Origin of the sequence: Luteolibacter sp. AS25, assembly GCF_046736275.1 — a bacterium.
Classification (GTDB): Bacteria; Verrucomicrobiota; Verrucomicrobiia; order Verrucomicrobiales; family Akkermansiaceae; genus Luteolibacter.
Map to the genome: position 1 here is coordinate 2,773,979 of NZ_CP151837.1, position 26,817 is coordinate 2,800,795.

General features: G+C 51.3%; 28 protein-coding genes. 9 read left to right on the forward strand and 19 right to left on the reverse strand.

The window, feature by feature from the left end:
* Positions 1-8: 8 nt before the first annotated feature.
* Positions 9-818 carry a hypothetical protein gene (locus AAGA79_RS12795; RefSeq protein ID WP_411826197.1) on the reverse strand — a complete coding sequence of 270 codons (810 nt, stop codon included), beginning with the start codon at positions 816-818 and terminating at the stop codon, positions 9-11.
* Positions 819-858: 40 nt separating this feature from the next.
* Entirely contained in the window at positions 859-1,659 is an 801-nt protein-coding gene (locus tag AAGA79_RS12800) for a hypothetical protein (RefSeq protein ID WP_411826198.1), read from the reverse strand.
* A gap of 160 nt (positions 1,660-1,819) precedes the next feature.
* Here AAGA79_RS12800 and AAGA79_RS12805 point away from each other — a divergent pair, with 160 nt between their 5' ends.
* Positions 1,820-3,547, forward strand: coding sequence for an ABC transporter ATP-binding protein (locus AAGA79_RS12805; RefSeq protein WP_411826199.1), 1,728 nt, complete (start codon positions 1,820-1,822; stop codon positions 3,545-3,547).
* A gap of 260 nt (positions 3,548-3,807) precedes the next feature.
* On the opposite strand, the gene rpsD is transcribed toward AAGA79_RS12805, so the two are convergent.
* The 3 genes from rpsD to rpsM are packed head-to-tail and all read right to left on the reverse strand — an operon-like array spanning position 3,808 to position 5,510.
* Positions 3,808-4,419, reverse strand: coding sequence for a 30S ribosomal protein S4 (gene rpsD / locus AAGA79_RS12810; protein ID WP_411826200.1), 612 nt, complete (start codon positions 4,417-4,419; stop codon positions 3,808-3,810).
* A 34-nt stretch (positions 4,420-4,453) separates the two neighbouring features.
* Positions 4,454-5,086, reverse strand: coding sequence for a 30S ribosomal protein S11 (gene rpsK / locus AAGA79_RS12815; RefSeq protein WP_411826201.1), 633 nt, complete (start codon positions 5,084-5,086; stop codon positions 4,454-4,456).
* 55 nt (positions 5,087-5,141) lie between these two features.
* The gene (gene rpsM / locus AAGA79_RS12820) at positions 5,142-5,510 is read right to left on the reverse strand and encodes a 30S ribosomal protein S13 (RefSeq protein WP_411826202.1); all 369 of its coding nucleotides are present in this window, start codon (positions 5,508-5,510) and stop codon (positions 5,142-5,144) included.
* Between the two features lie 221 nt (positions 5,511-5,731).
* Here rpsM and AAGA79_RS12825 point away from each other — a divergent pair, with 221 nt between their 5' ends.
* From AAGA79_RS12825 to AAGA79_RS12835, 3 genes are read left to right on the forward strand one after another with little or no spacing between them, the layout of a single operon-like run.
* Positions 5,732-6,817 carry an AAA family ATPase gene (locus AAGA79_RS12825; RefSeq protein ID WP_411826203.1) on the forward strand — a complete coding sequence of 362 codons (1,086 nt, stop codon included), beginning with the start codon at positions 5,732-5,734 and terminating at the stop codon, positions 6,815-6,817.
* Entirely contained in the window at positions 6,810-7,109 is a 300-nt protein-coding gene (locus AAGA79_RS12830; protein ID WP_411826204.1) for a hypothetical protein, read from the forward strand. The genes AAGA79_RS12825 and AAGA79_RS12830 overlap by 8 nt, the downstream gene beginning before the upstream one ends.
* 19 nt (positions 7,110-7,128) lie before the next feature.
* Complete coding sequence (locus AAGA79_RS12835) at positions 7,129-8,025, forward strand: DUF58 domain-containing protein (RefSeq protein ID WP_411826205.1); 897 nt, start codon at positions 7,129-7,131, stop codon at positions 8,023-8,025.
* Between the two features lie 32 nt (positions 8,026-8,057).
* On the opposite strand, the gene AAGA79_RS12840 is transcribed toward AAGA79_RS12835, so the two are convergent.
* From AAGA79_RS12840 to AAGA79_RS12850, 3 genes are all read right to left on the reverse strand, one after another.
* Complete coding sequence (locus AAGA79_RS12840; RefSeq protein WP_411826206.1) at positions 8,058-9,440, reverse strand: ATP-binding protein; 1,383 nt, start codon at positions 9,438-9,440, stop codon at positions 8,058-8,060.
* Complete coding sequence (locus AAGA79_RS12845) at positions 9,437-10,105, reverse strand: response regulator transcription factor (protein WP_411826207.1); 669 nt, start codon at positions 10,103-10,105, stop codon at positions 9,437-9,439. Before AAGA79_RS12845 ends, AAGA79_RS12840 begins: the two co-directional genes overlap by 4 nt.
* A gap of 73 nt (positions 10,106-10,178) precedes the next feature.
* Positions 10,179-10,649: a hypothetical protein gene (locus tag AAGA79_RS12850; RefSeq protein ID WP_411826208.1), complete on the reverse strand. Its 471-nt coding sequence runs from the start codon at positions 10,647-10,649 to the stop codon at positions 10,179-10,181.
* 364 nt (positions 10,650-11,013) lie between these two features.
* Between AAGA79_RS12850 and AAGA79_RS12855 the strand changes: the two genes are divergently transcribed.
* On the forward strand, positions 11,014-12,996 hold the full coding sequence (locus AAGA79_RS12855) for a BatA domain-containing protein (protein ID WP_411826209.1): 1,983 nt from the start codon (positions 11,014-11,016) through the stop codon (positions 12,994-12,996).
* Between the two features lie 133 nt (positions 12,997-13,129).
* Here the strand turns inward: AAGA79_RS12855 and AAGA79_RS12860 are convergent, their stop codons facing one another.
* On the reverse strand, positions 13,130-15,595 hold the full coding sequence (locus AAGA79_RS12860; RefSeq protein WP_411826210.1) for a DUF6600 domain-containing protein: 2,466 nt from the start codon (positions 15,593-15,595) through the stop codon (positions 13,130-13,132).
* A 448-nt stretch (positions 15,596-16,043) separates the two neighbouring features.
* On the reverse strand, positions 16,044-16,697 hold the full coding sequence (locus tag AAGA79_RS12865) for a helix-turn-helix transcriptional regulator (protein ID WP_411826211.1): 654 nt from the start codon (positions 16,695-16,697) through the stop codon (positions 16,044-16,046).
* Between the two features lie 163 nt (positions 16,698-16,860).
* On the opposite strand from AAGA79_RS12865, the gene AAGA79_RS12870 reads away from it, so the two are divergent.
* Positions 16,861-17,700, forward strand: coding sequence for a uracil-DNA glycosylase (locus tag AAGA79_RS12870; protein ID WP_411826212.1), 840 nt, complete (start codon positions 16,861-16,863; stop codon positions 17,698-17,700).
* Between the two features lie 45 nt (positions 17,701-17,745).
* On the opposite strand, the gene purN is transcribed toward AAGA79_RS12870, so the two are convergent.
* From purN to AAGA79_RS12890, 4 genes are all read right to left on the reverse strand, one after another.
* Positions 17,746-18,327 (reverse strand): phosphoribosylglycinamide formyltransferase, encoded by a 582-nt coding sequence (gene purN, locus AAGA79_RS12875; RefSeq protein WP_411826213.1) that lies wholly within the window; start codon positions 18,325-18,327, stop codon positions 17,746-17,748.
* Positions 18,328-18,395: 68 nt separating this feature from the next.
* On the reverse strand, positions 18,396-19,607 hold the full coding sequence (gene lpxK, locus AAGA79_RS12880) for a tetraacyldisaccharide 4'-kinase (protein ID WP_411826214.1): 1,212 nt from the start codon (positions 19,605-19,607) through the stop codon (positions 18,396-18,398).
* A gap of 77 nt (positions 19,608-19,684) precedes the next feature.
* Positions 19,685-20,206, reverse strand: coding sequence for a septal ring lytic transglycosylase RlpA family protein (locus AAGA79_RS12885; RefSeq protein WP_411826215.1), 522 nt, complete (start codon positions 20,204-20,206; stop codon positions 19,685-19,687).
* 15 nt (positions 20,207-20,221) lie between these two features.
* Positions 20,222-20,554, reverse strand: coding sequence for an HU family DNA-binding protein (locus AAGA79_RS12890; protein WP_411826216.1), 333 nt, complete (start codon positions 20,552-20,554; stop codon positions 20,222-20,224).
* 744 nt (positions 20,555-21,298) lie between these two features.
* On the opposite strand from AAGA79_RS12890, the gene AAGA79_RS12895 reads away from it, so the two are divergent.
* Positions 21,299-22,210 (forward strand): hypothetical protein, encoded by a 912-nt coding sequence (locus AAGA79_RS12895; protein WP_411826217.1) that lies wholly within the window; start codon positions 21,299-21,301, stop codon positions 22,208-22,210.
* Here the strand turns inward: AAGA79_RS12895 and AAGA79_RS12900 are convergent.
* The 5 genes from AAGA79_RS12900 to AAGA79_RS12920 are packed head-to-tail and all read right to left on the reverse strand — an operon-like array spanning position 22,185 to position 25,076.
* Positions 22,185-22,625, reverse strand: a complete 441-nt coding sequence (locus AAGA79_RS12900; RefSeq protein WP_411826218.1) for a rhodanese-like domain-containing protein — start codon at positions 22,623-22,625, stop codon at positions 22,185-22,187. The genes AAGA79_RS12895 and AAGA79_RS12900 overlap by 26 nt on opposite strands.
* A 1-nt stretch (position 22,626) precedes the next feature.
* The gene (locus AAGA79_RS12905) at positions 22,627-23,301 is read right to left on the reverse strand and encodes a DUF1573 domain-containing protein (RefSeq protein WP_411826219.1); all 675 of its coding nucleotides are present in this window, start codon (positions 23,299-23,301) and stop codon (positions 22,627-22,629) included.
* A gap of 23 nt (positions 23,302-23,324) precedes the next feature.
* Positions 23,325-23,819, reverse strand: coding sequence for a hypothetical protein (locus AAGA79_RS12910; RefSeq protein WP_411826220.1), 495 nt, complete (start codon positions 23,817-23,819; stop codon positions 23,325-23,327).
* 8 nt (positions 23,820-23,827) lie between these two features.
* The gene (locus tag AAGA79_RS12915) at positions 23,828-24,427 is read right to left on the reverse strand and encodes a hypothetical protein (protein WP_411826221.1); all 600 of its coding nucleotides are present in this window, start codon (positions 24,425-24,427) and stop codon (positions 23,828-23,830) included.
* Positions 24,414-25,076, reverse strand: a complete 663-nt coding sequence (locus AAGA79_RS12920; RefSeq protein WP_411826222.1) for an RNA polymerase sigma factor — start codon at positions 25,074-25,076, stop codon at positions 24,414-24,416. The genes AAGA79_RS12915 and AAGA79_RS12920 overlap by 14 nt, the downstream gene beginning before the upstream one ends.
* 150 nt (positions 25,077-25,226) lie before the next feature.
* Here AAGA79_RS12920 and AAGA79_RS12925 point away from each other — a divergent pair, with 150 nt between their 5' ends.
* Positions 25,227-25,724 carry a Fur family transcriptional regulator gene (locus tag AAGA79_RS12925; protein WP_411826223.1) on the forward strand — a complete coding sequence of 166 codons (498 nt, stop codon included), beginning with the start codon at positions 25,227-25,229 and terminating at the stop codon, positions 25,722-25,724.
* Complete coding sequence (locus tag AAGA79_RS12930) at positions 25,724-26,761, forward strand: A/G-specific adenine glycosylase (RefSeq protein ID WP_411826224.1); 1,038 nt, start codon at positions 25,724-25,726, stop codon at positions 26,759-26,761. The genes AAGA79_RS12925 and AAGA79_RS12930 overlap by 1 nt, the downstream gene beginning before the upstream one ends.
* Positions 26,762-26,817: the final 56 nt, after the last annotated feature.

Sequence of the window (26,817 nt, forward strand, 5' to 3'; positions counted from 1 at the left end):
ATACTGAATTAGTTCGCTGCTGGCTTCTCGAGAATGACTGTATCGCCACTCTGAATCCGCACACCTGGCGCAAGGCTCTCCAACTCGATATCAGCAATTGTCTGCGTAGGCTCGATGGATGATGGTGATACTCGGCCAATCATGCGACCGTTGCGCTCGACCAAGAGGCCTGTTTGCGGGGTGAAACCTGAGTTCTTACCAGCACCGATAACAAGGAAGCCCCACTCCTGATTGACTGCAGTAACCCGTGCTACCAAGGCATTACCGGAGATCCGCTTATTACGTGCTGTTTTACGATCGACCAAACGACTTACATCTTTTCGTTTCGAGGCGAGGTTACTGTCAGCACCTTTCAACAGCTCGTCGAGCTCATCAACCTTCGCGGTCTTAGCATCGATATCGGCTTCAATCTGTTCGATTTTTTCGCCGAGGTTGTCGATATTCACATCTTCGCCTAAACCTGCAAATACGGCCTCAACTTCTTTCATCGTTTCATCAAGTTGAGCGAATTCGGCATTCTGTGATGCCAAGCGTGCATCTAGCTTCTTTAGCTCGTTTTTAAAAGAAGTAGCATCGGATTCAAGTGCGGCTACAGTCTGCTCGAGAACAGCCAGATTATCCTTGGCCTTTGCGAGTACTTCTCGCTCGGCTTTGATTTTTACGTCTGCAGCGTCAGCGTTCGCGGAGACCACCTTATTGGTTTTGATCGCCTCCAGACGCTCGGATTGAACCTGTTTGAATTTTTCGGATTCTGTCCAGCTGAAGTATGCTGCGCCCAGGCAGACAACGATTGCTAAGATTGGGAAAGTGAATTTCATGGATTTTTTTGAAGAATGTTCGGGATTGAGATGATCGCGTTTAGTTGCTGGCGGATGCGCTATCGTTGGCTACCTTCGTGCCCGGAACAACTCTGTCTCCCACGCGGATTTGTACTCCAGGGCCTACGGAATCAGGAATGATGCTTGCCGAGGCGCTGCTTGATTCAACAGCTGTAACAAGCAACTTGCCTATAACTTCACCATTTCTGATGACATCAAGAGTGGAATTACCAATGACACCTGCGTTGTTTCCATCCGCCAGTGTAACGAACCCCCATGTAGGATAAACTCTACGAACTCTGGTCTGCAGGGTTGAGAGGGATTCGCCTTTGCTCATCAGATCAAACTCATTCTGGCGACGCTTGGCTTCTTTTTGAGCGACTGCCGTCTGTGCTTCCATATTGGACAGACTTGCTTCTTTAGCGGTAATTGCCTGATCCAGCTCCTCGAGCTCGATCCGCTTGCCTCTGATATTTCCTGCAAGATTTTCGATATTACCCACGGTAGCGGCTTTTTCGCGGACGATGTTTAAGCTCGCAGCCTTGGTATCGACATCCTCGGTTCTTGTCGAAATATCAGCTTGGAGCGTATCATTGATCTCCTTCGCTGCGACTTCCTCTTCAGCCTTTACCTCGGCAAGCGTGTTAACCTGCTCGATTTCTACAGGTAAAGCCCTGAGGACTTCTTGAGCTTCGGTAAGTCGTTCTTGGCTCTTAGCCAATTCTCGTTCTCTTGAATCTCGGTTCCCAATCTCAGCTTCAAGCTGGGATTTATTTTTAACTGCCACTAATGCGGCAACGGCGAGAATGACTGCGGTGGCAATTCCTAAAATTTTGACCATGGGGTTTTTGTGGAGCTAGATGTTCCGGATGCGGTTGGGACACTATTCGTTCCCGTTCATATTCGGCAATATCAAAGTACCCGAAAGTCCAAAATCATTTAAGCTGCAAACCCTTAGCTTTACAAATAGACGATACGCCCCAAGCGTTTCAGTCCTATCGATGAAGTCAATTTTTAGAGTATTTTCTTATTTAAGGCGCTATCCAAAGCTCGCGAGCCTACAGCTTGTTTGCGCATTGGGGATGACAGCCGCAGTCTTTGTTTTCCCTATAGTTACGGGCTATGCGGTGGACAAAATCCTACCCACACCTGCCAGGCATGATGAATTTCTTTTCTGGGTGATCATGGCTCTGGTCGCTTACGGAATCCGCGAAGGACTCAACAGTACACGTATTTTCATCAACAACCACTTCGAGCAACGGGTTATCTATGACATACGCTCGGATCTATACGGAAAAATTCAAACACTACCATTAAACTGGTTCGATACACGCCGCACTGGCGATATCATGACCCGAATCGTTGAGGACGTCACCAACATGGAGCGAGTCTTGATTGATGGAATCGAGCAAGGACTCATCGCCATCCTACAGTTTCTCGGAATCGGGATATTTCTTTATTTCCTCAATCCGGTCGTGGCAGGTTGGGCGACGTTGCCAGTCCCTCTTCTTGCAATCGGCGCCTGGTTCTACGCGACCAACGGACGGGATCGATACAAGAATCAGCGATCAGCTACTTCAGATCTGAATTCTCTGCTTCACGACAATATTTCAGGAATTCGCCAGATCAAAAGCTACGCCGCTGAATCAGTGGAACATTCCCGTTTTAATACCGCGTCAGAACATCTCCGCCAGACTTCTCTCCGTATGATGCGGTGGTGGGCGGTCTACTCACCGTCCATGTCATTTACTCGCTCCGTTGGATATGTTTTGGTTTTGGGCGTGGGAGGTTCGTCAGTGATGCAAGGCACACTGACCATTGGCGAGTTCACTTCTTTCCTGCTGTTTCTGTCTCTTTTCTACGAGCCGATCGACCGTCTCAATTCGCTCAATCAGATGCTCCTTTCCGGCCGAGCGGCAGCTGACCGTGTTTTTGAGATTCTTGATGCGGAAGAAGAGCTCCATTCAGCGACCGGGGAAATACTTACCACCAAATCCGAAGGTGAAGTAGTCTTTGAAAATGTATCCTTCTCCTATCAGGAACAGCCAACTCTTCATGAAGTTTCGATCTCTGCGAAGCCGGGACAAACAATTGCACTCGTAGGCACTACAGGAGCAGGTAAAACCACCGTACTTTCCCTGCTAGCCCGATTCTACGAAAAGGATTCGGGACGCATACTATTGGACGGGAAGGACATCTCCGGGCTCAACAAGCCATCACTACGCAGCCAGCTTGCTTACGTGACCCAGGAGCCTTTCCTCTTCAATGGCACAGTTCGCGAGAACCTCGAGTTGGCGAAACGACATGCCAGCGACGATGAAATATGGGCTGCACTAACTGCCGCAAATGGTGATTCATTCGTGAAAGCACTCCCGGAACAGCTTGATACCAACGTCGGCGAACGAGGCGTAAAACTTTCAGGCGGAGAAAAGCAGCGCTTGTCGATCGCACGCGCACTTCTAAAGGATGCCCCGATCCTGCTCCTTGATGAAGCCACGGCCTCCGTAGACTCGGAGACTGAAAGCCAGATTCAGGCTGCACTGGATCGCCTTATGGAAAATCGCACGGCCTTCGTCATAGCACACCGACTATCCACCATTAAAAATGCCGATCGTATCTACGTTTTGGAAAAAGGCCGGGTGATCGAGCAAGGGACACATACCGACCTGCTCGCCATGAACGGCAAATATTCGGAACTCAGCCATCGCTCTTTCCTCCCGGCGACCTAGGTGCGGCACGCTCCGCTTGATCCCAACCTTTGGCCCCGTCAACTGCCCGAGGGTTTAACACAACGAGAGAGCAGCCACAAATATCCTCACGAGTTGGATAGATGAGCCTCAAGGTAATGACCATCAACGCCTTTTGGGCTGAGACATCGTAAACCCCTATTCTGGGAATTCATAGGCCAGCTAAGATAGTCAACAGCTATACACAAAAAAACGCCCGGACTTTCGTCCGAGCGTTCTTGTAATTTTTCTGTCCCGAAGAATTAGCGGGAGTAGAGCTCGACGATGAGCTGCTCGTTGACCAAAGGATCAATTTCGGAGCGCTCAGGAACACGGGAAACCGTGCATTCCATTTTGTCGCGATCCACCTCAAGCCAATCTACTGTAGGAACGGCCTGTGTAAGGTCGAGCATACGGAGTGCGAGTTGCTGGGAAGATGGCTTTGCGCCTACCTTGATATGATCACCTGGCTTCACTTGGAAGCTAGCAACGTCGACTTTGGTTCCGTTTACGAGAACGTGACCGTGATTGACGAGCTGACGGGCTGCTTGGCGGGAATTGCCGAAGCCTGCGCGGAAGCAAACATTGTCGAGACGTGTCTCAAGCAATTGGAGCATGATCTCACCAGTAACACCGCGACGGCGGGCTGCTTCCTGATAATATCCGCGGAATTGCTTTTCGAGAACGCCGTATTGGAAACGAAGCTTTTGCTTCTCGCCAAGTGCGACAGAATATTCGGACTTCTTCTTACGACCTGCACGAACGCCGTGCTGGCCTGGTGGGAAATTGCGGCGCTCCAATGCTTTGGAAGGGCCGAAAAGAGATACGCCAAAGCGGCGGGAGATTTTGGTGCGAGGACCTGTGTAACGTGCCATGATGTAGGAAAGTTAAGTGTTTAAAGTTTCTGGATTAAACGCGACGGGCTTTCTTAGGGCGGCAACCGTTGTGAGGAATTGGAGTAACGTCGCGGATCGAAAGAATATCGAGTCCAAGACCTTGAACAGCACGCACAGCGGATTCGCGACCGGAGCCGGGACCCTTAACGCGAACGTCCACTTCTTTCAAACCATGACCCATTGCCTGACGGCATGCATCCTGGGAAACAACCTGCGCTGCATATGCAGTACTTTTCCGTGAACCTTTGAAGCCCATCTTGCCAGCACTGGACCAGCCGATGGAATTGCCATTCTGATCGGTAACACTCACAAGGGTGTTGTTGAATGTAGCGGTCACGTGAACGATACCGCGTGCAACATTCTTCGAGCCTTTGGCCTTGTGAATTTTGACTTCCTCTTCGCCACCACCGATCTCAGCGAAGATATCTTTCTTCGCTTCCTTCTTAGGAGTACCATCAGGATTGAGGGCAGGGGCAGCAGCTGCTTCTGCAGCAGGCGCGGCCTCTTTTTCCGCCGGAGCCTCTTTGGCTGCAGCTGGAGCTTCATCCGTTGTTGCTTCTGGAGCAGCAGCCGGGGTTTCTGGTTTGGCCTCGGCAGCCGGCACGGCTACTTCTTCAGCTTCTTTGTTGTTTGTTTCTTCGGACATATGTCTGGATTGATACGGAGTTTATAAGCCCCGGGGAAAAATCGTAACCATTAGGTTACTTCTTAACGCCAACAGTCTTTTTCTTACCTTTACGGGTACGAGCGTTGGTGCGTGTGCGTTGACCGCGAACCGGGAGACCACGTTTGTGGCGGATACCGCGGTAGCAGTTGATTGAAGTAAGACGCTTGAGCTGCGATTGACGCTCACGGCGGAGATCACCCTCAACCATGATTTGCTCTGTCTGGATCACTTGGGCAATTTTGACCAATTGATCTTCGCTAAGCTGACCGGTACGGATGTCCGGGTCGATGCCTGCGTGTTCCAGAATGCGTCTAGCGGAGGAGATGCCTACGCCAAACATGTATGTGAGAGAAGCTTCGATTCGCTTCTCGTTGGGGATTTCGATACCTAAAATGCGTGCCATTAGTTGAGGAAGTTCACGTGAAGCGCGTTAATCCGAAATTGATCGGAAGCCGCGCGGGGCGGGTGATTTAGCAGATGCGGCTGCACTGGCAAGTAGGAAATGGTAAAAACAGGTCTCTTTTGCCAAAATTTTAAAATATTTCACCTCACACACTATTCCAGGGCATCCCTCCTCGACAAAAAACATCTCCCCCTTAGCTTCAGCAGAACATCACCCGATCTATGGATACCCATTCAGACACTCCAGAAGAAATCCCTGCCGAAACCTCCCCGAAAACCATCGCCGAAACCTCCGAGGAGAAGGCATCCTTCCAGCTCCCTCCTGACGATGTCGCAGCAATTAATGAGCTCGGGAAAACCTATCAGGCCTTTCGTGCTGAACTCGCCAAAACAATCATCGGGCAGGACGAGGTAATCGAAAAACTTGCCATATGCCTGTTCGCCCGGGGCCATGCACTTCTAATGGGTGTTCCAGGTCTGGCGAAAACGCTTTTAGTCTCTTCAGTTGCCCAAACGTTCGACCTCTCTTTCAACCGTATACAGTTCACTCCTGACCTGATGCCCGCGGATATTACTGGCACAGATATCATTCAGGAATCCGGAGCCGGAGGAAAACGTGAGTTTGAATTTGTAACCGGACCAGTGTTTGCAAACCTCGTCCTCGCAGATGAGATCAACCGTGCTCCAGCCAAGACACAGTCTGCCATGCTCGAGGCCATGGGTGAAAACAAAGTCACCGTCCTGGGAAAAACCTACCCCTTGGCTCCTCCGTTCTTCGTTCTCGCCACACAAAACCCAATTGAGCAGGAAGGCACCTACCCCCTTCCCGAAGCCCAGCTGGACCGGTTCATGTTCCTCATCGAAGTCGAATACCCCACCGCCGAGGAGGAAAAACGAATCGCCCGCGAAACCACGGGCGCAGCGAAAGGGGTCCTCTCAAAACTCCTGGACGGAGAAAAAATCATCGCCTTCCAGCAACTTGTCCGTCGTGTCCCGGTCCCGGATCACCTTTACGATTACGCGGTGGGAATCGTTCGCAAAACCCGCCCTGCCGAGCCCGAAGCCCCGCAGTGGATCAAGGACACCGTAGGTTGGGGCGCAGGCCCCCGCGCGGTGCAATACCTCGTTCTTGGAGCGAAGGCCCGGGCCGCCCTTCGCGGAAACTACATGGCATCACTGGAAGACCTGGAAGCCATCGCCCCCGCTGTTCTTAACCACCGCGTCATTACTAACTTCACAGCCGAATCCCAAGGGATGACCTCTAAGAAAATTATCAAAAGGCTCATTGAGGAAATGCAAAATGACTAACCTTCCGGAAAAACGCCCAACCGGCGAAGTTGGAAAAAACCCAAATTCTCCATGGGAAATATCGGAGGCAGTCACAATTTCAAAGGAAATACAAAGTTCCATCCAGGCTCAAACTGCCGCTGTAATCTATCACCACAAAAAGCTTAGAGATATCATCTTCGTTTGTACTGCTACAATCGTTCTAGCGATTATAGGACCTAGAATTGGAGAGTTTGCTACACTCATCGTATTCTCTTGTCTTATCATGGCCGTAGTAGCCAAAGCCGTCGCAGAACAATTTTCTAAGAAGTAGGAAACGGACGTAATCCAAAATGAGCACCCACTCCTTCATAGATAACGAACTCCTGGCCCGCCTCGGCTCGCTTCCCATCGAATCTCGCGTTCCGATGATGGGTAACGTAGCAGGAAAGCACCGCTCCCCTCACCGCGGCTCTTCCGTCGAATTCGCAGAATACAGGAAATACGTCCCCGGCGATGACACCCGCCGCCTTGATTGGAAGGCCTTCGCCCGCTCCGACCGATTCTACATCAAGGAATTTGAAGCCGATACAAACCTTCGCGCCTACTTCGTCATCGATGCCTCCGGCTCCATGAACTTCCACAGTCCCGGTGTGGAACCAAAAATCGAATACGCCCGTCGGATCGCCGCCTCCCTCGCCTATTTGCTAGTCAACCAAGGCGATTCCGCCGGCCTCTCTATCTGCACTGATAAACTTCATTTGGAAATCCCGCCCAGCCGTCGCGCAGCACACCTCGAAAGATTCTTCACTACGATTGAAAACGTGGAACCATCCGGAGAAACGGGCCTCATTCCCGCACTACACACCATTGCCGAAAAAATCGGACAACGAGCATTTGTTGTCATCATTTCCGACTTCTTCACCGATACCTCGGAGCTCGCCGAGGCCCTCCAACATCTCCGCTACCGCAAGCACGATATCTCCCTCTTCCACCTCATGGATCCGCAGGAAATCGGCTTCGAGTTTGATCGACCGCACCGCTTCGTTGATTTGGAAGACGGCACCGCCATCGTGGCCGAACCAAACCTAATCGCAGACGAATACCAGAGCGCCTTAAAAGACTTCCTCGCTCAAGTCCGCGCCAAAGCCCACGACGCTGCAGCAGACTACCAACTCGTTACTACAGACACCCCCGTCGAACCCCTCCTCCGCGAATTCCTCACCTCCCGCCTCCCTAATGGCAAATAGGATGAGGGAAATTCCTGTCCTTTATTGAAAATTCAAAGCTCCCACCTCACCTCCGTCCGCAGCAAGCCAGGCTCCACAAATCCAGCCTCACAACTCGCCCCCAGCAAACCCGCACAAACCTTAACAATCGACATCCCCAACCCGGAATGATCGCTCCCCCCATGCGAAACATCCTTTCGCCAAAACCGCTCGAATAAATGCGCCAAATCCCCTTCCGTAAGCTCGGGAGCCGGATTTATCACAGAAATTCCCGTAGGAGAAACTACCACCCGCACCTCAGATCCAGCCGGTGCATGAGACACCGCATTTCCTAAGAGATTCTGGAAAATCGCCGACCACAACACCGGATCACTCTCAACCGTTTCACCAGAGATTTCAGAAAAAATCCGAATCCCACGCTGCTCCGCACGATCCCTGTAACGCGCCAGCACCCCCTCCGCGGCCTCCCCAAAATCCATTTCCTCACAGCGAACGCCCTGTTGCCCAGAATCCGCCCGCGCCAATAACGAAAGCTTATCAAGTAGCAGCCCCATCTCACCCACCACATTCGCCATCTCCGCACAATTTTCCTGAGTCGCCTCTTCCGGCCAATTTGCCCCCAGCTCAGCCATACTTCTCAGCTCTGCTAGTGGCGTTCGCAATTCATGCGCCGCGTGTGAACTAAACCTCCGCTCGCGCTCAAACGATTCCTCCAATCGTCCCAACCAGACATTCAGCCCCTTAGCCATCGGAACCAATTCTGCCGGTAGTCTCTCCGCATCAAGCCGCCGATCAAACTCCTCCGGACGGATCCCCCCTATTTCATCCGAGAGCCTCTTCAACGGCCTCAGCCCCCTAGCCAAGCCCGATCTAATAAGTGGAATCATCACTAAAATCGCCACTCCACCCGCTATCATCAACACCATCGCCAATAGACCCAAATCTTTTCTGATCCCCTGTGTCGGGCTCCCTACAATCAGATACAAATCTTGATACCCGTTTTTAAAATCGTCCTTCGGCTGCACCATTCGCAGGAAAAACCGAGCCTCCCGCCCGTCCTCGAACGTATCATCAAAAACCACCACCTCGCCCTCATCTGGTGCGTCAAACTGATCAAATCGCCCGACATTTCTCCAAGCCTCCCGCATAGATGGCGAACGCAGCACCAGCCCTCCGCCTGTCCGCCGTATTTCGAAATAATCATTCCCGCCTTTTCCAAATCCCGCGAAATCCTGAACGGTCAAATCCACTTCAAATCCCCCATCATCCACCTCAGAAGCCGTGATCAAAGCCATCGCCTTCGCCTCCAAGGTCTCATCGAAGCGCTTGTTCAGCACCTCCTTCATCGCCACGAAAACTCCCAATCCTGTCACTACAAACAAGCCCGCCATAGCCAGACAGAGAAACAAAGTCAGTCGCCAGCGGATCGAGATCATATCTCCAAAACATAGCCGAGTCCGCGGCGGGTTTGAATAAGCGGCGCCTCTCCCTCGCAATCCAGCTTCCGACGCAAGGAATACACCGCAGCATCCACCGCATTACTCAGCGGGCTATCCGTCTCCGCATAAATATACCCCTCGATCTGCTCGCGGCTCAGCACCTGTCCCGGTCTCCTCGCCAAGCACTCCAGCAGAGAAAACTCACGCGCCGTAATCATCAACTTCTCTCCACCTCGTGAAACAGATTTCGCCGAAAGATCAATCTCCAGCCCACCTGCCTTCAGCACCGGATTCGGCTGCACATGATACCTGCGCGCCAGAGCCTCCAGCCTCGCAACCAGCTCTTCCAGCGCGAACGGTTTTGACAAATAATCATCTGCCCCACAGCCCAGCCCCTTCACCTTTTCCCCCGTCCCATCCAGCGCCGTCAATAAAATCACCGGTGTCTCTATCCCATCTCGCCGCCACCCCTGCAGCACCTCGAGCCCATCCTTCCCCGGCATCATCCGATCTAAAACCACCACATCATACTTTCCCGCCCTACCCATCGAATCCCCCTCACAGCCATCCTCTGCCAAATCCACCGCGTGCCCCATTTTTGAAAGGGACTTCCCCAAAGTTTCGCGCAGCCGCGCAGAGTCTTCCACAATTAGGAGTTTCATCGTTTTCGTAAAAAAGCATGAAGCCGGCACCGGACAAGGTCCAGTCCCGGCAACAAATTCAGTCGCTCAGAATTTAGTCATCACTGCCTTCCGACTTGCTTAGCACTTCGCCAGACTCTGAAAGCACGACCTCAAGATCAGCCTGACCACTACGGTCGATATCCACATGATACGTTACGGTCTCCCCTTTCGTTTCCTTCTCCACATCATCGATAGTGCCAAGATCTTTCACCGCATTCGTCACAGACGCCGGCACATCGCCATCACGCACATCCTCACGGGTTTTGATCAGCACACCTTCGCCACTGACATACACTTTCAAATCCGTATCACGTGGCAGATCCACCTCGGCGATATAAATCTGTTTCCCGTCGATATCGATCATATCAACATCATCGATCTTTCCGTCCCGCGAATTCGCCGTGATCACCTCACGCACTGGGGCCGGACAATCATCCATACGGATCTCTTTCTTGTTATAGTCAGCACTAGCCCAGCTGGAAGTAATTACGAGGGCGGCAATCGTCATCAATTTATTTTTCATATTCATTTGGTTTGTTGTTACCCCTCTTTTATACCACCCAAAGATGAGCAGAAGATGATGACACCTCATCTTTCTAGAAATTTCTGTGTGAAAACATCTCCTCAGAGCCCCAGATCTCGCAGTCGCTGCTGCCCTTTTTCCAGAGATGCCTCAGACATACGGTATTCCAACATCATCATACGTCATCTCAATCGTCCGCATCTCATTCGAGACTGATACTAGACTAGAGTGGTAAACCCGTAGGCGTCCCTTCAAACTTGGCCATTAAAAACGTTACATAATCGAGTTCACCCCAATCTCTTCCCTTGGACTTTGATTTGCCCTGAGCTTGTCGAAGGGACTTTAAAGTTTAAAGTTTCCCCCGATGACTTTCCTCTCACCTCTCCTCCTCTGGTTCCTCGCCGCCGCGAGCGTGCCGGTCATCATTCATCTGCTCAACAAGCGCCGTCACAAAACTGTCCAATGGGCGGCCATGCAGTTCCTTCTGAAAGCCACCAAGGAATCCCGGGGAAAGAAGAAACTCCGTCACATTCTCATCCTCACCTGCCGCGCGCTCGGTATTGCCGCCCTCGCCTTTGCAGCTGCCCGCCCGGTTGTTTCCGGATTAATCGGCTGGGGCGCGGGATCAGTTGATACCGTTGTCCTGATTCTGGATCGCAGCGCCTCAATGGAGCTTCAATCTTCCGAGGGCCAGGCTTCGAAAAGAGAAATCGTCCTCCAAAAAGTCAGAGACACCATCGACGACCTCGGCTCCCCGCGACTCATCCTCATCGATAGCGCTTCGGGCAAACCACAGGAAATCCCATCTCCGGATGTACTATCGGAAATTTCAGCAACCTCCGCTACCGATTCCGCTGCTGATTTTCCATCACTCCTGACAAAAGCGATCGAATACCTGAGTACCTCCAACGGTCGCTCGGAAATCTGGCTTGCCTCAGACCTCCAATCATCGAATTGGCACCCCGAGGATGAACGCTGGGCCGCTGTCCGTGCCAGTATTGCCTCCCTGCAGCAACCTCCGGCCATCCGCGTGCTGGCACTCAGTGAAAACTCCGTCCCGAACACATCCTTCCGGCTGCTCGGAACCCAGCGCACTGCCGACGGCCTTGTCCTCGACCTCGAAGCCACACGTGGCGAGGCCGAACGCGGGAAAACCCAGCTACCGCTTTCTGTAAACGTAAATGGCGCCGGCAGCAGCGAATCAATCACTCTTCCAGGCCAGTCTCTGCGTTTCCAAAAACGTATCAAAATTTCTGATGAAAACGAAAACGGCTACGGTTGGCTCTCCATTCCGGCCGACGGCAATCCAAGGGACAACTCCGTGTTCTTCGCATACGGGCCGGCACGACCTGTAAAATCCCTTCTTGTCTCGCCTAGCGGGGAAGCCGCTGAATATTTGGAACTCGCCGCCGCACCTCCCGGTTTTGAAAAACAAACTGCTGAACGTGTAGCTCCGGGAAATTTCAAGACAGCCAATACTTCAGATCTGGCACTGATCATTTGGGCAGCCCCCCTTCCTACAGGGACTAATGCCACCATTCTGGAGAATTTCGTCAACAGCGGTGGCCAGCTCGTTTTCCTGCCAGATGAAACAGAATCAAAATCAGATTTTCTGGGTATGGAATGGGAGCCACTCGAGTTGGCTGAGAAAGGAAAATTCTTCATCCTTCAGGATTGGAATCAAACTGATGGCCCCCTCCGTGACGGACTTGATGGCACATCTATCCCTGCCGAACGACTCCGGGCAATTAAGCGCGCTATCCCTTCAGGCGATGCCACCTCTCTCTCCCGTTGGGAAGATGGAGAGCCATTTTTAACCCGAAAAGTAGTCGATCAAGGTATCGTCTGGTTTCTCGGCTCAACTCCCGATTACACATGGTCGAATCTCGGCGATGCAGATGTTTTACTGCCTGCAATCCAGCGGATTCTAACCCTTGGCACTGACCGCTTCGATGCATCATTCCTCACCGAAGTAGGGTCGGATTCAGTAAAATCGACTACAGGAATACCCCTCATCAGGGAGGATAACTACTCAGGTGAAACCTCACCTTATTCCGCCGGGGTTTTCCGTATTGGCGATCGACTCACCGCAGTCAATCGCTCTGCCGCAGAAGACAATCTTGAAATTGCCGGGAAAGAAAACCTCGACGCAATGCTTGAAGGCACTGACTACCGCCTGCTGGATCAGGTTGGTCAAACAGCCGGCACTTCAGAGTCTGCTGATTTCTGGAGAATATTCCTCCTCGCAATGTTGTTTTTCCTGATCAGCGAGGCGATTCTTTGTCTGCCCAAAAAGGCAACCGAGTCAACCATGAGCCCTCGTTCTTTTGGATCGCCGGCCAAGTGATACTTGCGAAATAATTCTAGCAAAGAGTGTTCGGGCTAGAGCGATTTAAGCATAGGCTGTAGGGACAGGAAATGCTCACTTTACGACCGAATATCCATCTTCATGGCATCTGCGGGCGATAGTGAACCGCATCCTATTTCTTCCCGTTCGATTTTGCTCTTTCCTCGGAGTTCTTCTGCTCTCTATCCCTGCGTTCGGTGGCCTCTCTGTCACGCTTGGCCTTTTCCTCTCTATTTCGTTGAGCCTCCTCAGCTTGCTTTGCCGATTGGCGCTGCTTTTCGAGCTGGGCCTGTTTTTGCGCTTCTTGTCTAGCTCTTGCTTCAGCTTCTTTTTCTCTCGCCTCTACTGCCTGTAATCTTCGTTTTTCCTCAGCGGCTTGTCTTTCTTTTGCCGCTTCTTGAGCTTTGATCTGCTCTTGCCTTTGAGCGGCAGCTTGTTGATCCGCCCGCTGCTGAACCTTGAGGTCGGCAGCTTTCTTCTGTTCCTGACGCTTCCTCTCCAACTTTTCACGCTCTAGCGCTTCATTCCGCGCACGTAATTCTGACACTTGCTTACGTTTCGCTTCGGCAGCCCTTTCCGCTTCAGCTTGTCTTCGTTCTTCTATCGCTTTTTGCGCTCTCAGGCGCTGTTCGCTTTCAGCCGCCTCTCTCTTCCTATTCTCAGCTGCAAGTGCCGTTTCCTGCCGTTGCTTTTCTACCCTTTCACGCTCTTGTGCCTCTCTCCGTGCATTCGCTTCCAGATCTTGCTTACGTTTTGCTTCAGCTGCTTTTTTCTCTTCACCTTGCTCTCTTTCCTTCGCTGCCTTCTGAGCTTTTAGTCGCTCTTCTTTCTCTAACGCTGCCTTTTGGTCAGCCCGCTGCTTGCTCAGTTCATCGGCCTTTTTCTTGTCCTGGCGCTGTTTTTCCAGTTTCTGCCGCTCCTGCGCATCTTTGCGAGCACGCATTTCAGCCTCCTGCTTACTCTTTACTTCGGCTGCCTTTTTTTCGTCGGCCTGGCGTTTTCCCTCCGCTGCTTGAGCTTTCATCCGCTCTTGTTTATCGGTCACAGCTTTTTGATCGGCCTGCTGTTGCTTTTGTTTCACTTCGCGCCCGCGCACCTCTTCTCTTTCCCTAGCTCCAGCCTCCTGCTTACGTTTTGCCTCGTCCGCGTTTTTACGATTTTCTTTCTCTTTACCCTCTAACTCCTTTGTCTCTTTACCACGCTCTTGGTTTTTAGCCTTTGCCTTCTGATCATCCTGCCGCTGCTTGAGCTGATCTTTCTGTTCCTTTTCCCGACGCTGAATTTCTAGTTTCTCACGTTCCTGCGTATTTTTTAGTGCTTTTGAATCAGCAGCTTTTTTGGCGTCTGCTTGCTGTTTTACCTGTGCTGCCTTTTGTGTTTTCAACCGCGCTTCCCGCTCAGCTTCTACCTTCTGTTTCGCCTGCCTGTTTTTGAGTTCTTCAGCTTTTATCTTACGCTCGTTTTCATCTTTTCGTTTGGCACTTTCCTGTTGGCGTTGCTTGAGAAGTTGCTCGTCCTTCTCGCGTTGAATGCTCATCTCACGCTGTTTCTTCCTGTCTTCGGCGTTCTTCAGCTCCTGTTCTCTACTTGTACGTGCTTCTTGCTCTCTATTTACTTCTTCCCGCTCCGCTTGTTGACGACGGGATTCCTCATTTTCCCGCTGCTGATCGCGTTGTTTCTCACCAAAACCACCGTTGCGTCCTCCATCGTAGCGTTTTTTGACATCTTCAGAGAGCGGAACAGCCCGAAGGATCCGGGCATTGCCGAGATCAGATCTGACATTCTTCGGACGTGAACCATTGTTGTTCCAACCACTTCTAATGGGTGGGGCGATGACGTTAAGCTCCCTTCCATGAAATCCTGAATCAAACCTGCGGCCACCCGAGTTCACAGGTTTGCGTTCGATATGAAGGCGGTGAATCGGGAAATTCCTGCCTATTTTAGAATTCACTGTTTCGTAGCGAGGCCCACCGACAAAGACCCGTTTGTCCCTGGATGAGTATTTCGTGACGTTTTTTGTAGATCTATAGATTCCCGAATTTCTAGCGGGAGGCAGGCAATGGTCGTGAATTTTATCTCCAAAATTCCGGTATGAAACGAAGGAGAACCAGCTCTCGCCTATGCCAAATGTTGTATCGACACGGCCATCCCACGCCGGCTCTTGCCAGGCAAGGGTTTCAGGCGGCAGTGGAGCCCAACCGACATATTCGGAGCTTTCCCTCCAGCTCACCCATGCAGGCGCCCACTCACTTCCCGGCACCCATACCCAACCGGCATTTTCGAGCATTGCCCAACGTCCATAGTGGTAAGTCGCCCAGCCGAAGGGCTCATCCGAAACCCACGTCCAGCCTTGCTCGGTAAACGCCCACCTACCTTGAGTATAGGGGCGCCACGATGAATCACTCCTACCGATGTTCGGCTGGTAAACATATCCGTAGTCATTCGTGTTGAACCATGAACCATAGGGCTCCAAGGGTTCGTAAAAGTTTTCAAAATCACCATCTGTGACGCCATCACTGGTGTAGGCCACAGGGCGGAATGAAGAAAGAGGAGCCCTGCCGGCTTCTTCCAGCTCCTTTTCCGAAAGCTGTTGTTCCAAGCCTGTCAGGCGCTCATCTTCGGCTACTAGCTCAAGACGGCGGCTTTCAGCCTCTGCCTCACGCGCTCGCAGCTCCTCCTCCCGGCGTTCCAATTCCGCAATAGCTGCGGCAGATCTCTCCGCATCCTCTTGCTCAAGGGCAGCCCTGTCCCTTTCTATTTGTAAACGCTCTTGCTCGACATTCGCCAGAGCCGTCGCCAATTCTCGATCCGCCAGTTCTCGCTCAAGCTGCTGTTGCCTGCTTTCAGCAGATGCAGCGCGCTCTTCCAACTGGCTGAGTTGATCCTTGAGACCGGAGTCCGGCTTATCGCAGGAAATTAGAGAAATTGCAGCCGCAGCTGCGGCCATGTAGGCGAAAGGAGTTTTCATGGGTCTGATTGGTTATCCGTTTCAGCTTTGACTGATCAAGCAACAGATCCATTCAATCAGTTTCCACCTACCACATCCACTACTGATGGAGAACGAAATCCACATGCGTAGCCTGCCCGCTTCCGTCCATATGTGCTTCACGTGTCAGACGGACACCCAGAGCTGCCTCAATGGCCCTCTGCTCCATTGCTATTGCACGCGGAAACTTCTCGAAAAATTGATATAGAGGATTGTGGAATTCCCTGAGAATGAGCCCCCCTTTTTCCATACCGTCGATACAGCGGAAGAACGCACCTTCCTTCTCCCTTGTTTTTACAAACAATTGGGACTTCGCCAAAAGACCTTCTCCTTTGTCTACCTTCGCTTTCCACTGCTTCTCCTGCTCCTGAAAATACTGGAATAGTAACTTATCCGGCGCGGTTTCACCAAACATCCGCTGAATTTGATCAAACATATCCAGAGTAAACTTCGGTGGTAGCGGCGGGAACATTGACTGCGCTTTCTCAGAGAGACTATAGAAAATCTCAGGTCTCCCGATTTCACTCCTTGGCACCCGTGTGCGCTTCAAATATCCCCTTTTGGTAAGGTCTTCACAATGTTGCTTCACAGTCATGTAACTGGCATCAAAACGCTTCGCCAAATCACTGACAGCCATACCTCCTGAAATTTTTAGCTCGGTCAGGGTTCTTAACCATTGGGGTTTTAATAGATCGTGAAATGCAGTGTTGAACATAATGAATTAGCAACTGTCGATGGCAGCCCTACACGTTAGCCTGACATTCAACGTTGTCTAGAGGACTTCGGTAATTCACCCGGTTTCCATTCAAATTTCCGACAAGCCGATCTTTTCAGGTAGTATGATTGATTCCCCCCGGCAGCTGTGTAAAACGCTCTGAGTGAGCAGACCAGTAGACGCAGTTATCGAATATCTAGAGGCGGAAAGTGCCCGTGGTCGCACACATATTTTTCTGGACGATTCCGCGCGCGATACCCTCCGGGAACTCTTCATTAAGTCACGCTCCAAGCCGAAACCCACCGTTGAGGAAACCCTCCCGGCACCTGCTCCGCCCACCCCGAAAAAGATTACCGAATTATCCGTTTCCGGCGCAAACAAGGCCGAAAAACTGGCTAGCATCCGGCAACAGGCTGCCACTTGGGCACCCGCCAGAGATCTCGGCACCCTGCGTGAAACCATGGTCTTTGCAACAGGAAATCCCGAGGCGGAAATCATGCTCATAGGTGAAGCACCGGGGTATAACGAAGAAAAAGAAAAAGAGCCATTCGTCGGCCCAGCTGGAAAAAAGCTAAACGACATCCTCAAGGCAATGGGCATCTCCAGAGAAGAGGTTTACATCTCCAACCTCGTGAAATTCCGGCCTGCACTACCCAGACAAACAACCAACAACCGGAAGCCAACCGCAGAGGAAATGGCCGCCTGCCTACCTCTCGTTAAGGAGGAAATCTCCATCGTAAAGCCAAAGATCATCATTGCACTGGGCGGCACCGCGGCTGAAGGACTTCTGGGGATGGAGGGCACCGTTGGCTCCATGCGCGGAAAATGGCATGAAGTGTCAGGCACCCCCACCCGCGTCACCTACCATCCCAGCTACCTTCTGCAAAGTGGCGGATCCACAAATGTGAAACGCTCTCTCTGGGAAGACATGCTGGCAGCCATGGAGAAACTTGGCATGCCCATCTCAGAGAAACAAAAGAGTTACTTTCTTCCGAAAAAGTAAGGGACCACCCGATTATATTTCTGAACGAAAAGCGGGAACAGCTTTTCAGAAACCCAGCTTCTGTGCGTATTGGGAAATCGCCTCGGGATACAGCTGATGTTCCACAACCTGAATTCTCGCATGTAGTGTAGCAGCATCATCATGCGGAAAAATCGGCACAACTTCCTGCGAAATAATTGGACCGGTATCCATCCCTGAATCCACAAGGTGCACCGTCACCCCGGTCTCCGGCACACCAGCATCCACCGCCTGCTTCCACGATTCCAATCCTGGAAATGCAGGAAGTAGAGAAGGATGGATATTGATAATTCTGGTGTGGAACTCCTCCAGAAGAGGGGCCTTCACGAGCCGCAGAAAACCGGCCAGGCATACCAAATCCACCCCCGCGCGTTTTAGCTTTTTAGCCGTCTCTTCCTGGACAGACTCCGGAAATCTTGTTCGGTGCGGGGCACAATCAATCACGTCCACCGGGATATCCTGCATCTGCGCACGCTCCAGGATGAACGCATCAGGGTTATCTGAAAGCACCAGAGCGATCCTGGCCCTCAATTTTCCGCTAGCGATCGCATCCTGAATCGCCTGCATATTCGAGCCCGATCCAGATCCTAAAATTCCAAGAGTTAACACGGCTTTTGTTTAAACAAACGTCCGCCAGTGCCAAGTTTCAACTTTGACCAAATAATCATTCGATTAGCTCAGATCCGATAAGCTCCCACTGTCTTCAGCAAAGAAGCCATCACTGCAGGAGGCTTGCAAATCAGATCCACCATCTCATCCCAAGCCTGCTGCCCGGAGAGAATCTGCACCTCAATTCTGAGGAAATATATCGGCACATTCACCTCAGTTGGGACAGGAAATCTCACCGCGTCCTTCTCTGTAGTCACAATGATATCCATATCGCGCTCCACGCACCTCTGCATGAAGTCATCCACATCCTTCCGATTGAAACGATGATGGTCCGAAAAACGTCTTCGGATCTCCACCTTTGACCCAAGCTTCTCCAAAGATTTTTCAAAGCTCTCTGGCACCGCGATCGCGCTGATCGCACCGACCCATTTATCTTTCAGAAACTCCAGCGGCTCACGTTCCTGATTGAACAGATTCTCCAGATGTATTGGCCCATGGGCGCATTCCACGATATCAGCTGTCGCGTTATATTTTCTGATTCGTGAGATCAACTCCGTGTTCGATGTTCCATCGCACTTGGTAATAAGAATATAACTCGCCCTCCGCAGATTTTTCGGTGGCTCCCTCAGGGTGCCACGAGGAAGGAGCGCCTCCGTGCCAAATGGCGATCGGGAATCAATCAGGACAATATCCAGGGAATGCGCAAGATCAAGATACTGCATCCCATCATCCAGCATAAGAGTCTCAGCACCCAACTCCTGTATGGCAAATCGAGCACCTTTGACCCTGTTTTTATCCACTACAACCGCAACTCCTGGAAGATTCTTGGCTAGCATAAACGGTTCATCACCCGCGAACTTTGAATCCAGCAATAGCTCATCTCCCGTGGATACCAGTTTGGGCATACGTTCACTGGGAATCAATTTCCCCCTCTTGTCGTGCCACCTCTGCACCTTCTCCAGCTTACGGCTCTTATATCCTCGGGAAAGTATCGCCACATTCCTCCCTCTGTCTCGCAACGACTTCGCCAAGAGCTCCACCACCGGAGTCTTCCCCGTTCCGCCAACCGTGATGTTACCGATCGCAACCACCTGCGCACCTAGATAGGCCTGCGGCTTCCAACTCCTCCTATACAGGCCAATCCGGAACTGCACCAGAAGTCGGAAAATGCCGGAAAGCCAAAACATCAACATCCGCATCAATGTCGCCCGGAACCCTCTTGCGCGCCCGAAAATGACGTCCGCCCCCCACTGTTCCAGCTCGTTTATACGCTCCTTCATTTACTTTCCGATTCAAACCGTGGGTCCTTAAAAGCTCCCCGACAAGCTTTGCCTTCACCGAAACACGACTGGAAAATTCACCAAAACAGAAAGCCCCGCTTTGACTTTCTCTTATATTTCCCGTCCCCCACGGAAAGCACTTCCAGATTTGTCTGGGTCAGTCCCTGGCCATGAAACCCAAGTTTTTTAGCAGCTCTGGGAGATACATCAAGATGTCTACCCGCAATGAACGGACCTCGATCATTGATCCTTAGCTTCACAGACTTTCCATTCTCAAGATTCGTAACCTTCACCATACATGGCAGAGGCAGCGTCTTGTGTGCGCCAATCAGATGCCGGCGCTTCACTTTCTCTCCTAAAGAGGTAGTTCCTCGCTTGAAGCCGAACCAGCTGGATTCATCATACCACGAACACTCACCTGTTTCCTCGTGGCCCAATGCCTGATCCACACTCATCGGGTGATAGGTTTGGCCCCGGACCGTATATGATTTGGTCATGTATCCATCATACCCACCGGGATAAGAGGAACAGGAAACCGAGAAAATAACGAAAAGCAGTGCAGCTGCACCGAGAACCAAATTGCCTGCAGTTTTTGTCATGCCGACCTCTACCGGCTAATTGTCGCGCTCGCGAATCAATTGAAGAGTCGTTGCGACTTTTTCTTTCATCTCCTTGCCAGGCTTGAATCTCACTACAGCTCTCGCCGGAATTGGGACATCCTTCGAAGGGACCTTCGGATTGCGGCCGACCTTCGCTTTCATTTCACGCACCTCAAAGGAACCAAAGTTCCTCATAATCACATTATTACCTTGAGATAGGGTATCGGTGACCTCGTCAAGCAAACTCTGCACAACTTCCATGACTTCTTGTTGAGTGAGTTCTACCCCTTTACTACCTAATCGATCAGTAATTTTAATAACGAGTTCGCGTTTTGTGACTGTGGCCATTGAATTCTAAGTAGAGTATTGTTTCTTGGAGCCAGCTTAAAGCAGCGTAGGTGGTCTTTGTCCCGCAAAAAATGAATATTATTTAATTATTTTCCTCTCAGCAAGATGATCCCGCATATCATTCGAGGAAACTGGTATTCATCATAATTTAATTACTATTCAGATTCATCTTGATACTATCTTCTATAGCTAATTCTACCCGCTTCCTGGGTGGGAGATTCCTTCTTCCATTCAGGGGAAGAAGGCTTGGGCACAGCGAATTAGAAAAATATTTAAGCAACCTGAAGGATTGACTCACCAGCCTCATTCTATTAAGAATCAGGAAAAGTGAGCGCTCCGGATACAATATCGTTTTTCTGCCCCTCCTGTAGTAAGCATCTTACTGTGCCTACACAGATGGCTGGCGTCGTGGGCCCCTGCCCGGCATGCGAAGTCGTAATTCAGGCCCCTTACCCGCCAGCTCCCTCCGCGAATGAGCCAATCCAAACCGCTCCTCTTCCACAGCAAACTTCTCCGCAGCAGCTGCAGCCGGCGTCACAACCAACCGAAGTCTACCGCGAGCCGGATCCACAACAGACAGCGCCTCCAGCATCCGAACCTACAATCGTAAGACCGGAGCCAAGACACCTTCCCAATCGGACAGAACCTATAAAAAACCCCACCCGGGTCCGCAGCGATCCAAGTGGCGAAATAAGGCAGCAATCCAGCGGCCCACCACCCCAAAGGCAGCGCAGGAGCAGGTTCTTGCGCTTATTCGTCCCACTTCTCTTCATTGGCCTCTGCCTGGGAGTTATTCTGGGCGTAAAAACGTTTTTGCAGAGAGATTTGGGTGCGCCGGACCAAGCTGCTGCTTCCGGTTCCGCTCCAGACCGCGTGAGGGAAATTCTCCCTGAAGATGACGTTACAACTTTTGAGGATCTCACCGAGGACGGAACCCCGGCGATCCCGATCGGTGACCCTACGATGCCTGACCTTGGCTCTCCTGTGACGGGCTTCCCTGATGTTGATCCGGGAATAGCAACTTTGAAGCTTCTCGAGGACTTCCTCGCTATGGAGACATTGGAAGAACGACTTCCGCACATAGAAACGAAGCAGGACGAGAGTGCGCTACTTAGCTCCGTCCTGAATGGACCATTACCCGAAGTAGCGAAAATCACTGTCGACATCCGAGAAACCAATCAACTCGAGCAATTGGTAGATTACTACTACTACGTCGATTTCGTATCGCCGGACGGAGGAGTCAACCCACAAGCCATGCTGGTCAGAACACGCGGCACCAGCCCTCCGAAAGTCGTAGTAGATCCGTTTCTCGACCTATTTGGCGGTCGGTTTGCGAGATATGCGGCTGAGCCAACCAAGGAAGCAGGAAAATTTCAGGTAATCGTAACGGCCGGAGCGTTCTGCTATGATGATGTTCCAAACCCGGAAAAGAAATTCACACTTAAAATCCTGCCTCGGGATGATGCGAAAGAAATCGCGAAAGCATATTTCGGTAAAGCCTCAAAAATCGGAGAAATGCTCGAGGATGAAACTTCCGGGCTATCCTTCGGACAAGCTAAGGCCTGCACGGTCTTTCTTCGCTGGAACATGGATGACGATCCTCAGAAGCCGTTCCTTGAAGCACTGGATATCATTTCGCTGGATTGGAATCCCTGAGTGCATCCCACCCGCCGAAAAGAACTTTGATCTCAGGCCCCATTTCCAATGCTTTCGCCTTGTTGGCAATCTGGCGACTGGTTCCGCACGCCTCGCTTTTGCAGTAAACAACTACTGAACTCGCATTTATTATCGCCATGGCAGCTTCTGACTCCATCGCCATAGCATCCTCACTTGGATCCATGTTCCATAAAATGGAACCGGGGAGCCCGTTTTCCTGCCACTCCTTACGGGACCGTGCATCTATCCACAAAACATCTTCAGGCACGTCCCCGAGGCAGATTTCATCTTCCTTCAAAAGAGATGAATCACATCTGAACTCAATTCTTTCAGGCGTCTCTTTCAGCAACCAACTTCCGCTTGCCGCTACCGCCGAACAACCGATAACCACCGCTAGCTGATAGATCGAATTCATACTATTTCAGAGCTCGGGTCATAGTCGCAAACCCCTGTTGCACCTTCTGCTTTTCCACTTCTATATCAGTCTCGATCCGTATGATTGATAGTGCGGGCGCACTTGTGTTCAGTGGTGTAACCTCCACTTGGTAATGTTTACCATCCTCTAGTGTGATCAATTCCACCTTAAAGGACTTTTCTTGACTCGATGTCACTGACTTTACCTTCACTGGTTTCTCATAGGCGATTTTTACATCCATTCGCTTGGCCTCCCCCTTGTCTCCAACCTGCCATTTGAGAGTTTTTGGCTCCAGCGAAATGACCACCGGTACGTGAACGCGTAAATGAAGAGTTGTGGAAGGTTCTTCTTCAGGATCTCCCTTAAGCCAGATGTAAATAGGCTTGTCCACCACACCTTGAAACGCACCAACTTCAAACGTGGTTCGCAAAACTCCCGATTCTCCGGGAGCATATTCCATCTTCCCGCCTGCCACCTCTGCTGCCAGACATGAGCAACCCGCATCGGCTTGCCTAATGGTCAGGACTTTCCCGGTGTTGTTCGTGAACTTATACTCGCTCTCAACAATCTTGGCATCGACACCAGCTTTCACATCAAGCGTATCGTGCTCGAAATCCAATACCTCCGCCGCGCATAAGACGGGAAACATCAACCATATAAGGAGAAACCTTTTCATTGCGGGATACGGTGGCGCCGCTACTACTTTGACGCAAGTTCAACAGCGACAATAAGTTGCCCGCCCCGCCATTTCGGACCGAGAATGAACAACGGTCGATCAGGCAGCAGAAGAGCATCCGTCTTCAAAACCTTCTTCCGCGCCAGCCACAATTCCAAATCCAAAGCAAATGAATGGGCTTCAGGCTGGGTCCTTGTTTCAAAACGAACGAGAATCTCATCGGAAGGTTTGAGCGGTTGCGCCCAGTTTTCATAACTGCGAAAGATCGGCTGGGTATCTTTTCCCATGCCGCGATAATGGGAGAATTTCAACTTTGTCTCACAACGCAAACGTTTCTGAATATCGTCAGGCACGACTCCGGCACCTGGACCAACAACCGAAACATCACCATTCGTAGCGAAATACACTGTGACTTCCAACTCACCGAGAGCGGCGCGGCCGGGATCCTCCTGAGCGAACCCACGCCCGCCTAGGAAAAGAGCCAATATGACCGTACAAAATTGAAGGTAATTTTTCATCAAATCTTTTATTGGGCTCCAGCCCCACTTGGCAAATTCCCCCGGGTAGCTGTTCGGTCAGCATCGCGCTCGATCGGAATGTAAACAGTTTCAGAAAAATCCATAGCATCCGGGATATCTGTAACACCGCTCAGCAAGATGACAGTGGCAGATGCATCCTTACTATTGAACCACTGTGCATCCACACCATCTTCCGGCGTATAAACCACAGGGCTCAAAGTCGGAACCACTGCCAAAGGCTGGTTGGTCTTTGTGCTTTGCTTTCCAACTACAAATGCAAATGCCATACCCGCGCACGCGGCCATGGGAACAAGCCAGGATCTCCAGAACGCTCTTGTTGATCTTACTGCCGGAGCTGGCGCGTTCGCCTCCTCCTCACTCTGCTCGTCACGGATACCTTGGATTACGCGGCTATTGAAAAAATCAGGAAACGGAGGTTCCTCACTGGATGGCAAATTCTCAGAGATCATATTCCGGAATGCACGCAATTCCTCCCTCGCAGCCAGCTGCTCAGGCCTTTCAGAAGCCCATGCCTCCATTTCAGCAAGCTCGGCTCCGCTTAATTCGTCATCCAGCCAGAGGGCTAGTTTGGTTTCATCGGGATTCATATTCATCTTTCAAAAGGGTTTGAAGTTTCTGGCGCGCGTAAAAAAGTCTACTCATCACCGTGCCAAGTGTGCAGTCCATCACATCGGCAATTTCTTTGTAGGACAGCCCCTGCGCATCCTTGAGAACGATTGCCTCACGGTGCTCCGGGCTCAGTTTATCAAGAGCTTCCTGAATTTTTTCCCGGAGTTCAGAGGTCGCCAATGCATCATCAGGGGCCTCGATATAGGAAGGCGCGGTCTTTGCGGAAGAATCGATTTTCTCCCTGTCGAAGATTTCATCGTTCAGCTCCCCGGCACTCTCGATTTTCCGTTTCCGCACCCAGTCATACACCACGTTGTGGGAAATACGGAATAGCCAGGTGGAAAAACGCGAACGACCCTCGAATCGGGGCAGCGCCTTCCAAGCCTTGATGAACGCATCTTGGGAGAGATCCCATGCGTCTGCATCGTTTTTGACCATATTTCTTATCATTGCGTATATTTTTCCCCGGTGTCGGGTTACCAGTTCATCGTAAGCCTTCAGATCACCCCCCTGAGCCAGCGCGACCAAGCGCGCATCTTCTTCAGCATCGCTCACCGCAGTATCATCAGTAGGGTCCTCTTCCGGACTAACTGCTGGTTTTGACGGATAACCGCTCGGCTTATTCATTATTGATGGAAAAGAAATTTTTGTACGGTTGAGACCGTCCCACAGATACTTACGCGCAGACGGCAATGGCGCAATCGCAGAATATTTGAACCTATCCTACAAAGGATTGCTTTTTACATTTTCCCTAATCCGGATAATCTAATCATCCATATGGATAGCGGTATAAAACAGCGACTCGATGACTTCATCGTCAGAAAAGGCCTTCGACGCACTGTCCAGCGCGAACGTATTGTAGAACTTGTTTTTTCCCGCGATGAGCATTTCACCGCAGAAGAGCTTTTTGACCGCGTCCGCAAGATAGATATGGAAACCTCACGGGCCACGGTTTACCGGACACTCGGCCTGCTGGTAGAAGCAGACCTGCTTCGCCAGATCGATCTTGGAGAGAGCCAGGTCACCTACGATCCGAATTTCCTCCAAAAGCCATCCCACAACCATCTGGTGTGTATCGATTGCAATCGCGTGGTAGAGTTCGAGGATAACAACGTGGATATCCAAACTGATTGTGTCACCCGCCGTCTCGGTTTCACAACCGTCCGGCAATCCATCAAGATCGAAGCCAGCTGTGAAAAACTACGACTCAACGGCCGCTGTGAAAACCTGATCGCCAGCCGTCTCACAGGAAAAAGGCTGCGTAAGAAACGCTGATGACATTGCTGAAGCCTCGATTTTCGATTCCCGCCCAGGAAAACCGGGCGGCCTTCCGCTCGGCACTCGGATCGTGGTTTGCAAAAAATGGAAAAGACTACCCTTGGCGGAGAACAAAAGATCCATACGCAATTCTAGTTTCCGAAATGATGCTTCAGCAGACCCGCTTGGCTACAGTTTTGGATAAGGGTTACTATACGCGCTTTCTTCAGAAATTCCCCACCTCCCGGTCTCTCGCAGCTGCCGAGGATCAGAACCTGCTAAAAGCATGGGAGGGCCTTGGATACTATCGGAGGGCGCGCATGCTCCGCTCAGCAGCCCAAGCAGTAGAAGAAAAGTTTAACGGGATTTTCCCTGACACCGAGAGAGAGCTGCTAGCCCTACCCGGCATAGGCCCCTATACGGTCGCCGCCCTGCTATCGTTTGCCTTTGATAAACCTTCCGGCCTGGTCGATGGAAATGTTTCGAGGGTCCTGTCCAGGATCACGGACGATCACACACCTATCGATTCGACACCTACGATAAGGGCTCATCGCCAGCTTGCTCACGATCTTTGCGATCCCAACCAGCCACGTAATCATAATTACGCGATGATGGAGCTCGGCCAGACAATCTGCCGGCCCGGAGTTCCGCATTGCGAAATCTGCCCCATCTCAGGATTTTGTAAAACTCAGGAGCCTTCAATCCTACCGGTCAAGAAACCTAGGGCAAAAACCACGAAAGTCAGCGAGCACGCAATTTGGGCCACGGATCCACAAAACCGTATTCTACTCCACAAAGAAGCGGGAGAGAGGCGAACCGGCCTATGGAAACTCCCTATTCGCACTGAAGTAGAATGTGAAGGACTTGAGGCGATCACCGTCGAGACCTACCCGATTACCCGCTATATCGTCACCCTCACTGTTTATCAAGCCAGCGAGGAATCATCAGCTACTCCGTTAGATGGAGACCAATGGATACCTATTGAAGATCTAGATTCCTTACCGCTGGCAGCGCCATTCCGTAGAGCGATCGAGCATTTGCTCTCTATTTTATGAAATCGGATGTGACTGTGGCTCCCGTATGTGATCTTATGCGCTGGATGGATCGCCTC

Bases quoted from the DNA above. Each gene is read 5' to 3' on its own strand.
- AAGA79_RS12795 (WP_411826197.1), bottom strand. From the start codon at position 818: ATGAAATTCACTTTCCCAATCTTAGCAATCGTTGTCTGCCTGGGCGCA.
- AAGA79_RS12800 (WP_411826198.1), bottom strand. From the start codon at position 1,659: ATGGTCAAAATTTTAGGAATTGCCACCGCAGTCATTCTCGCCGTTGCC.
- AAGA79_RS12805 (WP_411826199.1), top strand. From the start codon at position 1,820: ATGAAGTCAATTTTTAGAGTATTTTCTTATTTAAGGCGCTATCCAAAG.
- rpsD (WP_411826200.1), bottom strand. From the start codon at position 4,419: ATGGCACGTTACACAGGTCCTCGCACCAAAATCTCCCGCCGCTTTGGC.
- rpsK (WP_411826201.1), bottom strand. From the start codon at position 5,086: ATGTCCGAAGAAACAAACAACAAAGAAGCTGAAGAAGTAGCCGTGCCG.
- rpsM (WP_411826202.1), bottom strand. From the start codon at position 5,510: ATGGCACGCATTTTAGGTATCGAAATCCCCAACGAGAAGCGAATCGAA.
- AAGA79_RS12825 (WP_411826203.1), top strand. From the start codon at position 5,732: ATGGATACCCATTCAGACACTCCAGAAGAAATCCCTGCCGAAACCTCC.
- AAGA79_RS12830 (WP_411826204.1), top strand. From the start codon at position 6,810: ATGACTAACCTTCCGGAAAAACGCCCAACCGGCGAAGTTGGAAAAAAC.
- AAGA79_RS12835 (WP_411826205.1), top strand. From the start codon at position 7,129: ATGAGCACCCACTCCTTCATAGATAACGAACTCCTGGCCCGCCTCGGC.
- AAGA79_RS12840 (WP_411826206.1), bottom strand. From the start codon at position 9,440: ATGATCTCGATCCGCTGGCGACTGACTTTGTTTCTCTGTCTGGCTATG.
- AAGA79_RS12845 (WP_411826207.1), bottom strand. From the start codon at position 10,105: ATGAAACTCCTAATTGTGGAAGACTCTGCGCGGCTGCGCGAAACTTTG.
- AAGA79_RS12850 (WP_411826208.1), bottom strand. From the start codon at position 10,649: ATGAAAAATAAATTGATGACGATTGCCGCCCTCGTAATTACTTCCAGC.
- AAGA79_RS12855 (WP_411826209.1), top strand. From the start codon at position 11,014: ATGACTTTCCTCTCACCTCTCCTCCTCTGGTTCCTCGCCGCCGCGAGC.
- AAGA79_RS12865 (WP_411826211.1), bottom strand. From the start codon at position 16,697: ATGTTCAACACTGCATTTCACGATCTATTAAAACCCCAATGGTTAAGA.
- lpxK (WP_411826214.1), bottom strand. From the start codon at position 19,607: ATGAAGGAGCGTATAAACGAGCTGGAACAGTGGGGGGCGGACGTCATT.
- AAGA79_RS12885 (WP_411826215.1), bottom strand. From the start codon at position 20,206: ATGACAAAAACTGCAGGCAATTTGGTTCTCGGTGCAGCTGCACTGCTT.
- AAGA79_RS12890 (WP_411826216.1), bottom strand. From the start codon at position 20,554: ATGGCCACAGTCACAAAACGCGAACTCGTTATTAAAATTACTGATCGA.
- AAGA79_RS12900 (WP_411826218.1), bottom strand. From the start codon at position 22,625: ATGAATTCGATCTATCAGCTAGCGGTGGTTATCGGTTGTTCGGCGGTA.
- AAGA79_RS12905 (WP_411826219.1), bottom strand. From the start codon at position 23,301: ATGAAAAGGTTTCTCCTTATATGGTTGATGTTTCCCGTCTTATGCGCG.
- AAGA79_RS12910 (WP_411826220.1), bottom strand. From the start codon at position 23,819: ATGAAAAATTACCTTCAATTTTGTACGGTCATATTGGCTCTTTTCCTA.
- AAGA79_RS12915 (WP_411826221.1), bottom strand. From the start codon at position 24,427: ATGAATCCCGATGAAACCAAACTAGCCCTCTGGCTGGATGACGAATTA.
- AAGA79_RS12920 (WP_411826222.1), bottom strand. From the start codon at position 25,076: ATGAATAAGCCGAGCGGTTATCCGTCAAAACCAGCAGTTAGTCCGGAA.
- AAGA79_RS12925 (WP_411826223.1), top strand. From the start codon at position 25,227: ATGGATAGCGGTATAAAACAGCGACTCGATGACTTCATCGTCAGAAAA.
- AAGA79_RS12930 (WP_411826224.1), top strand. From the start codon at position 25,724: ATGACATTGCTGAAGCCTCGATTTTCGATTCCCGCCCAGGAAAACCGG.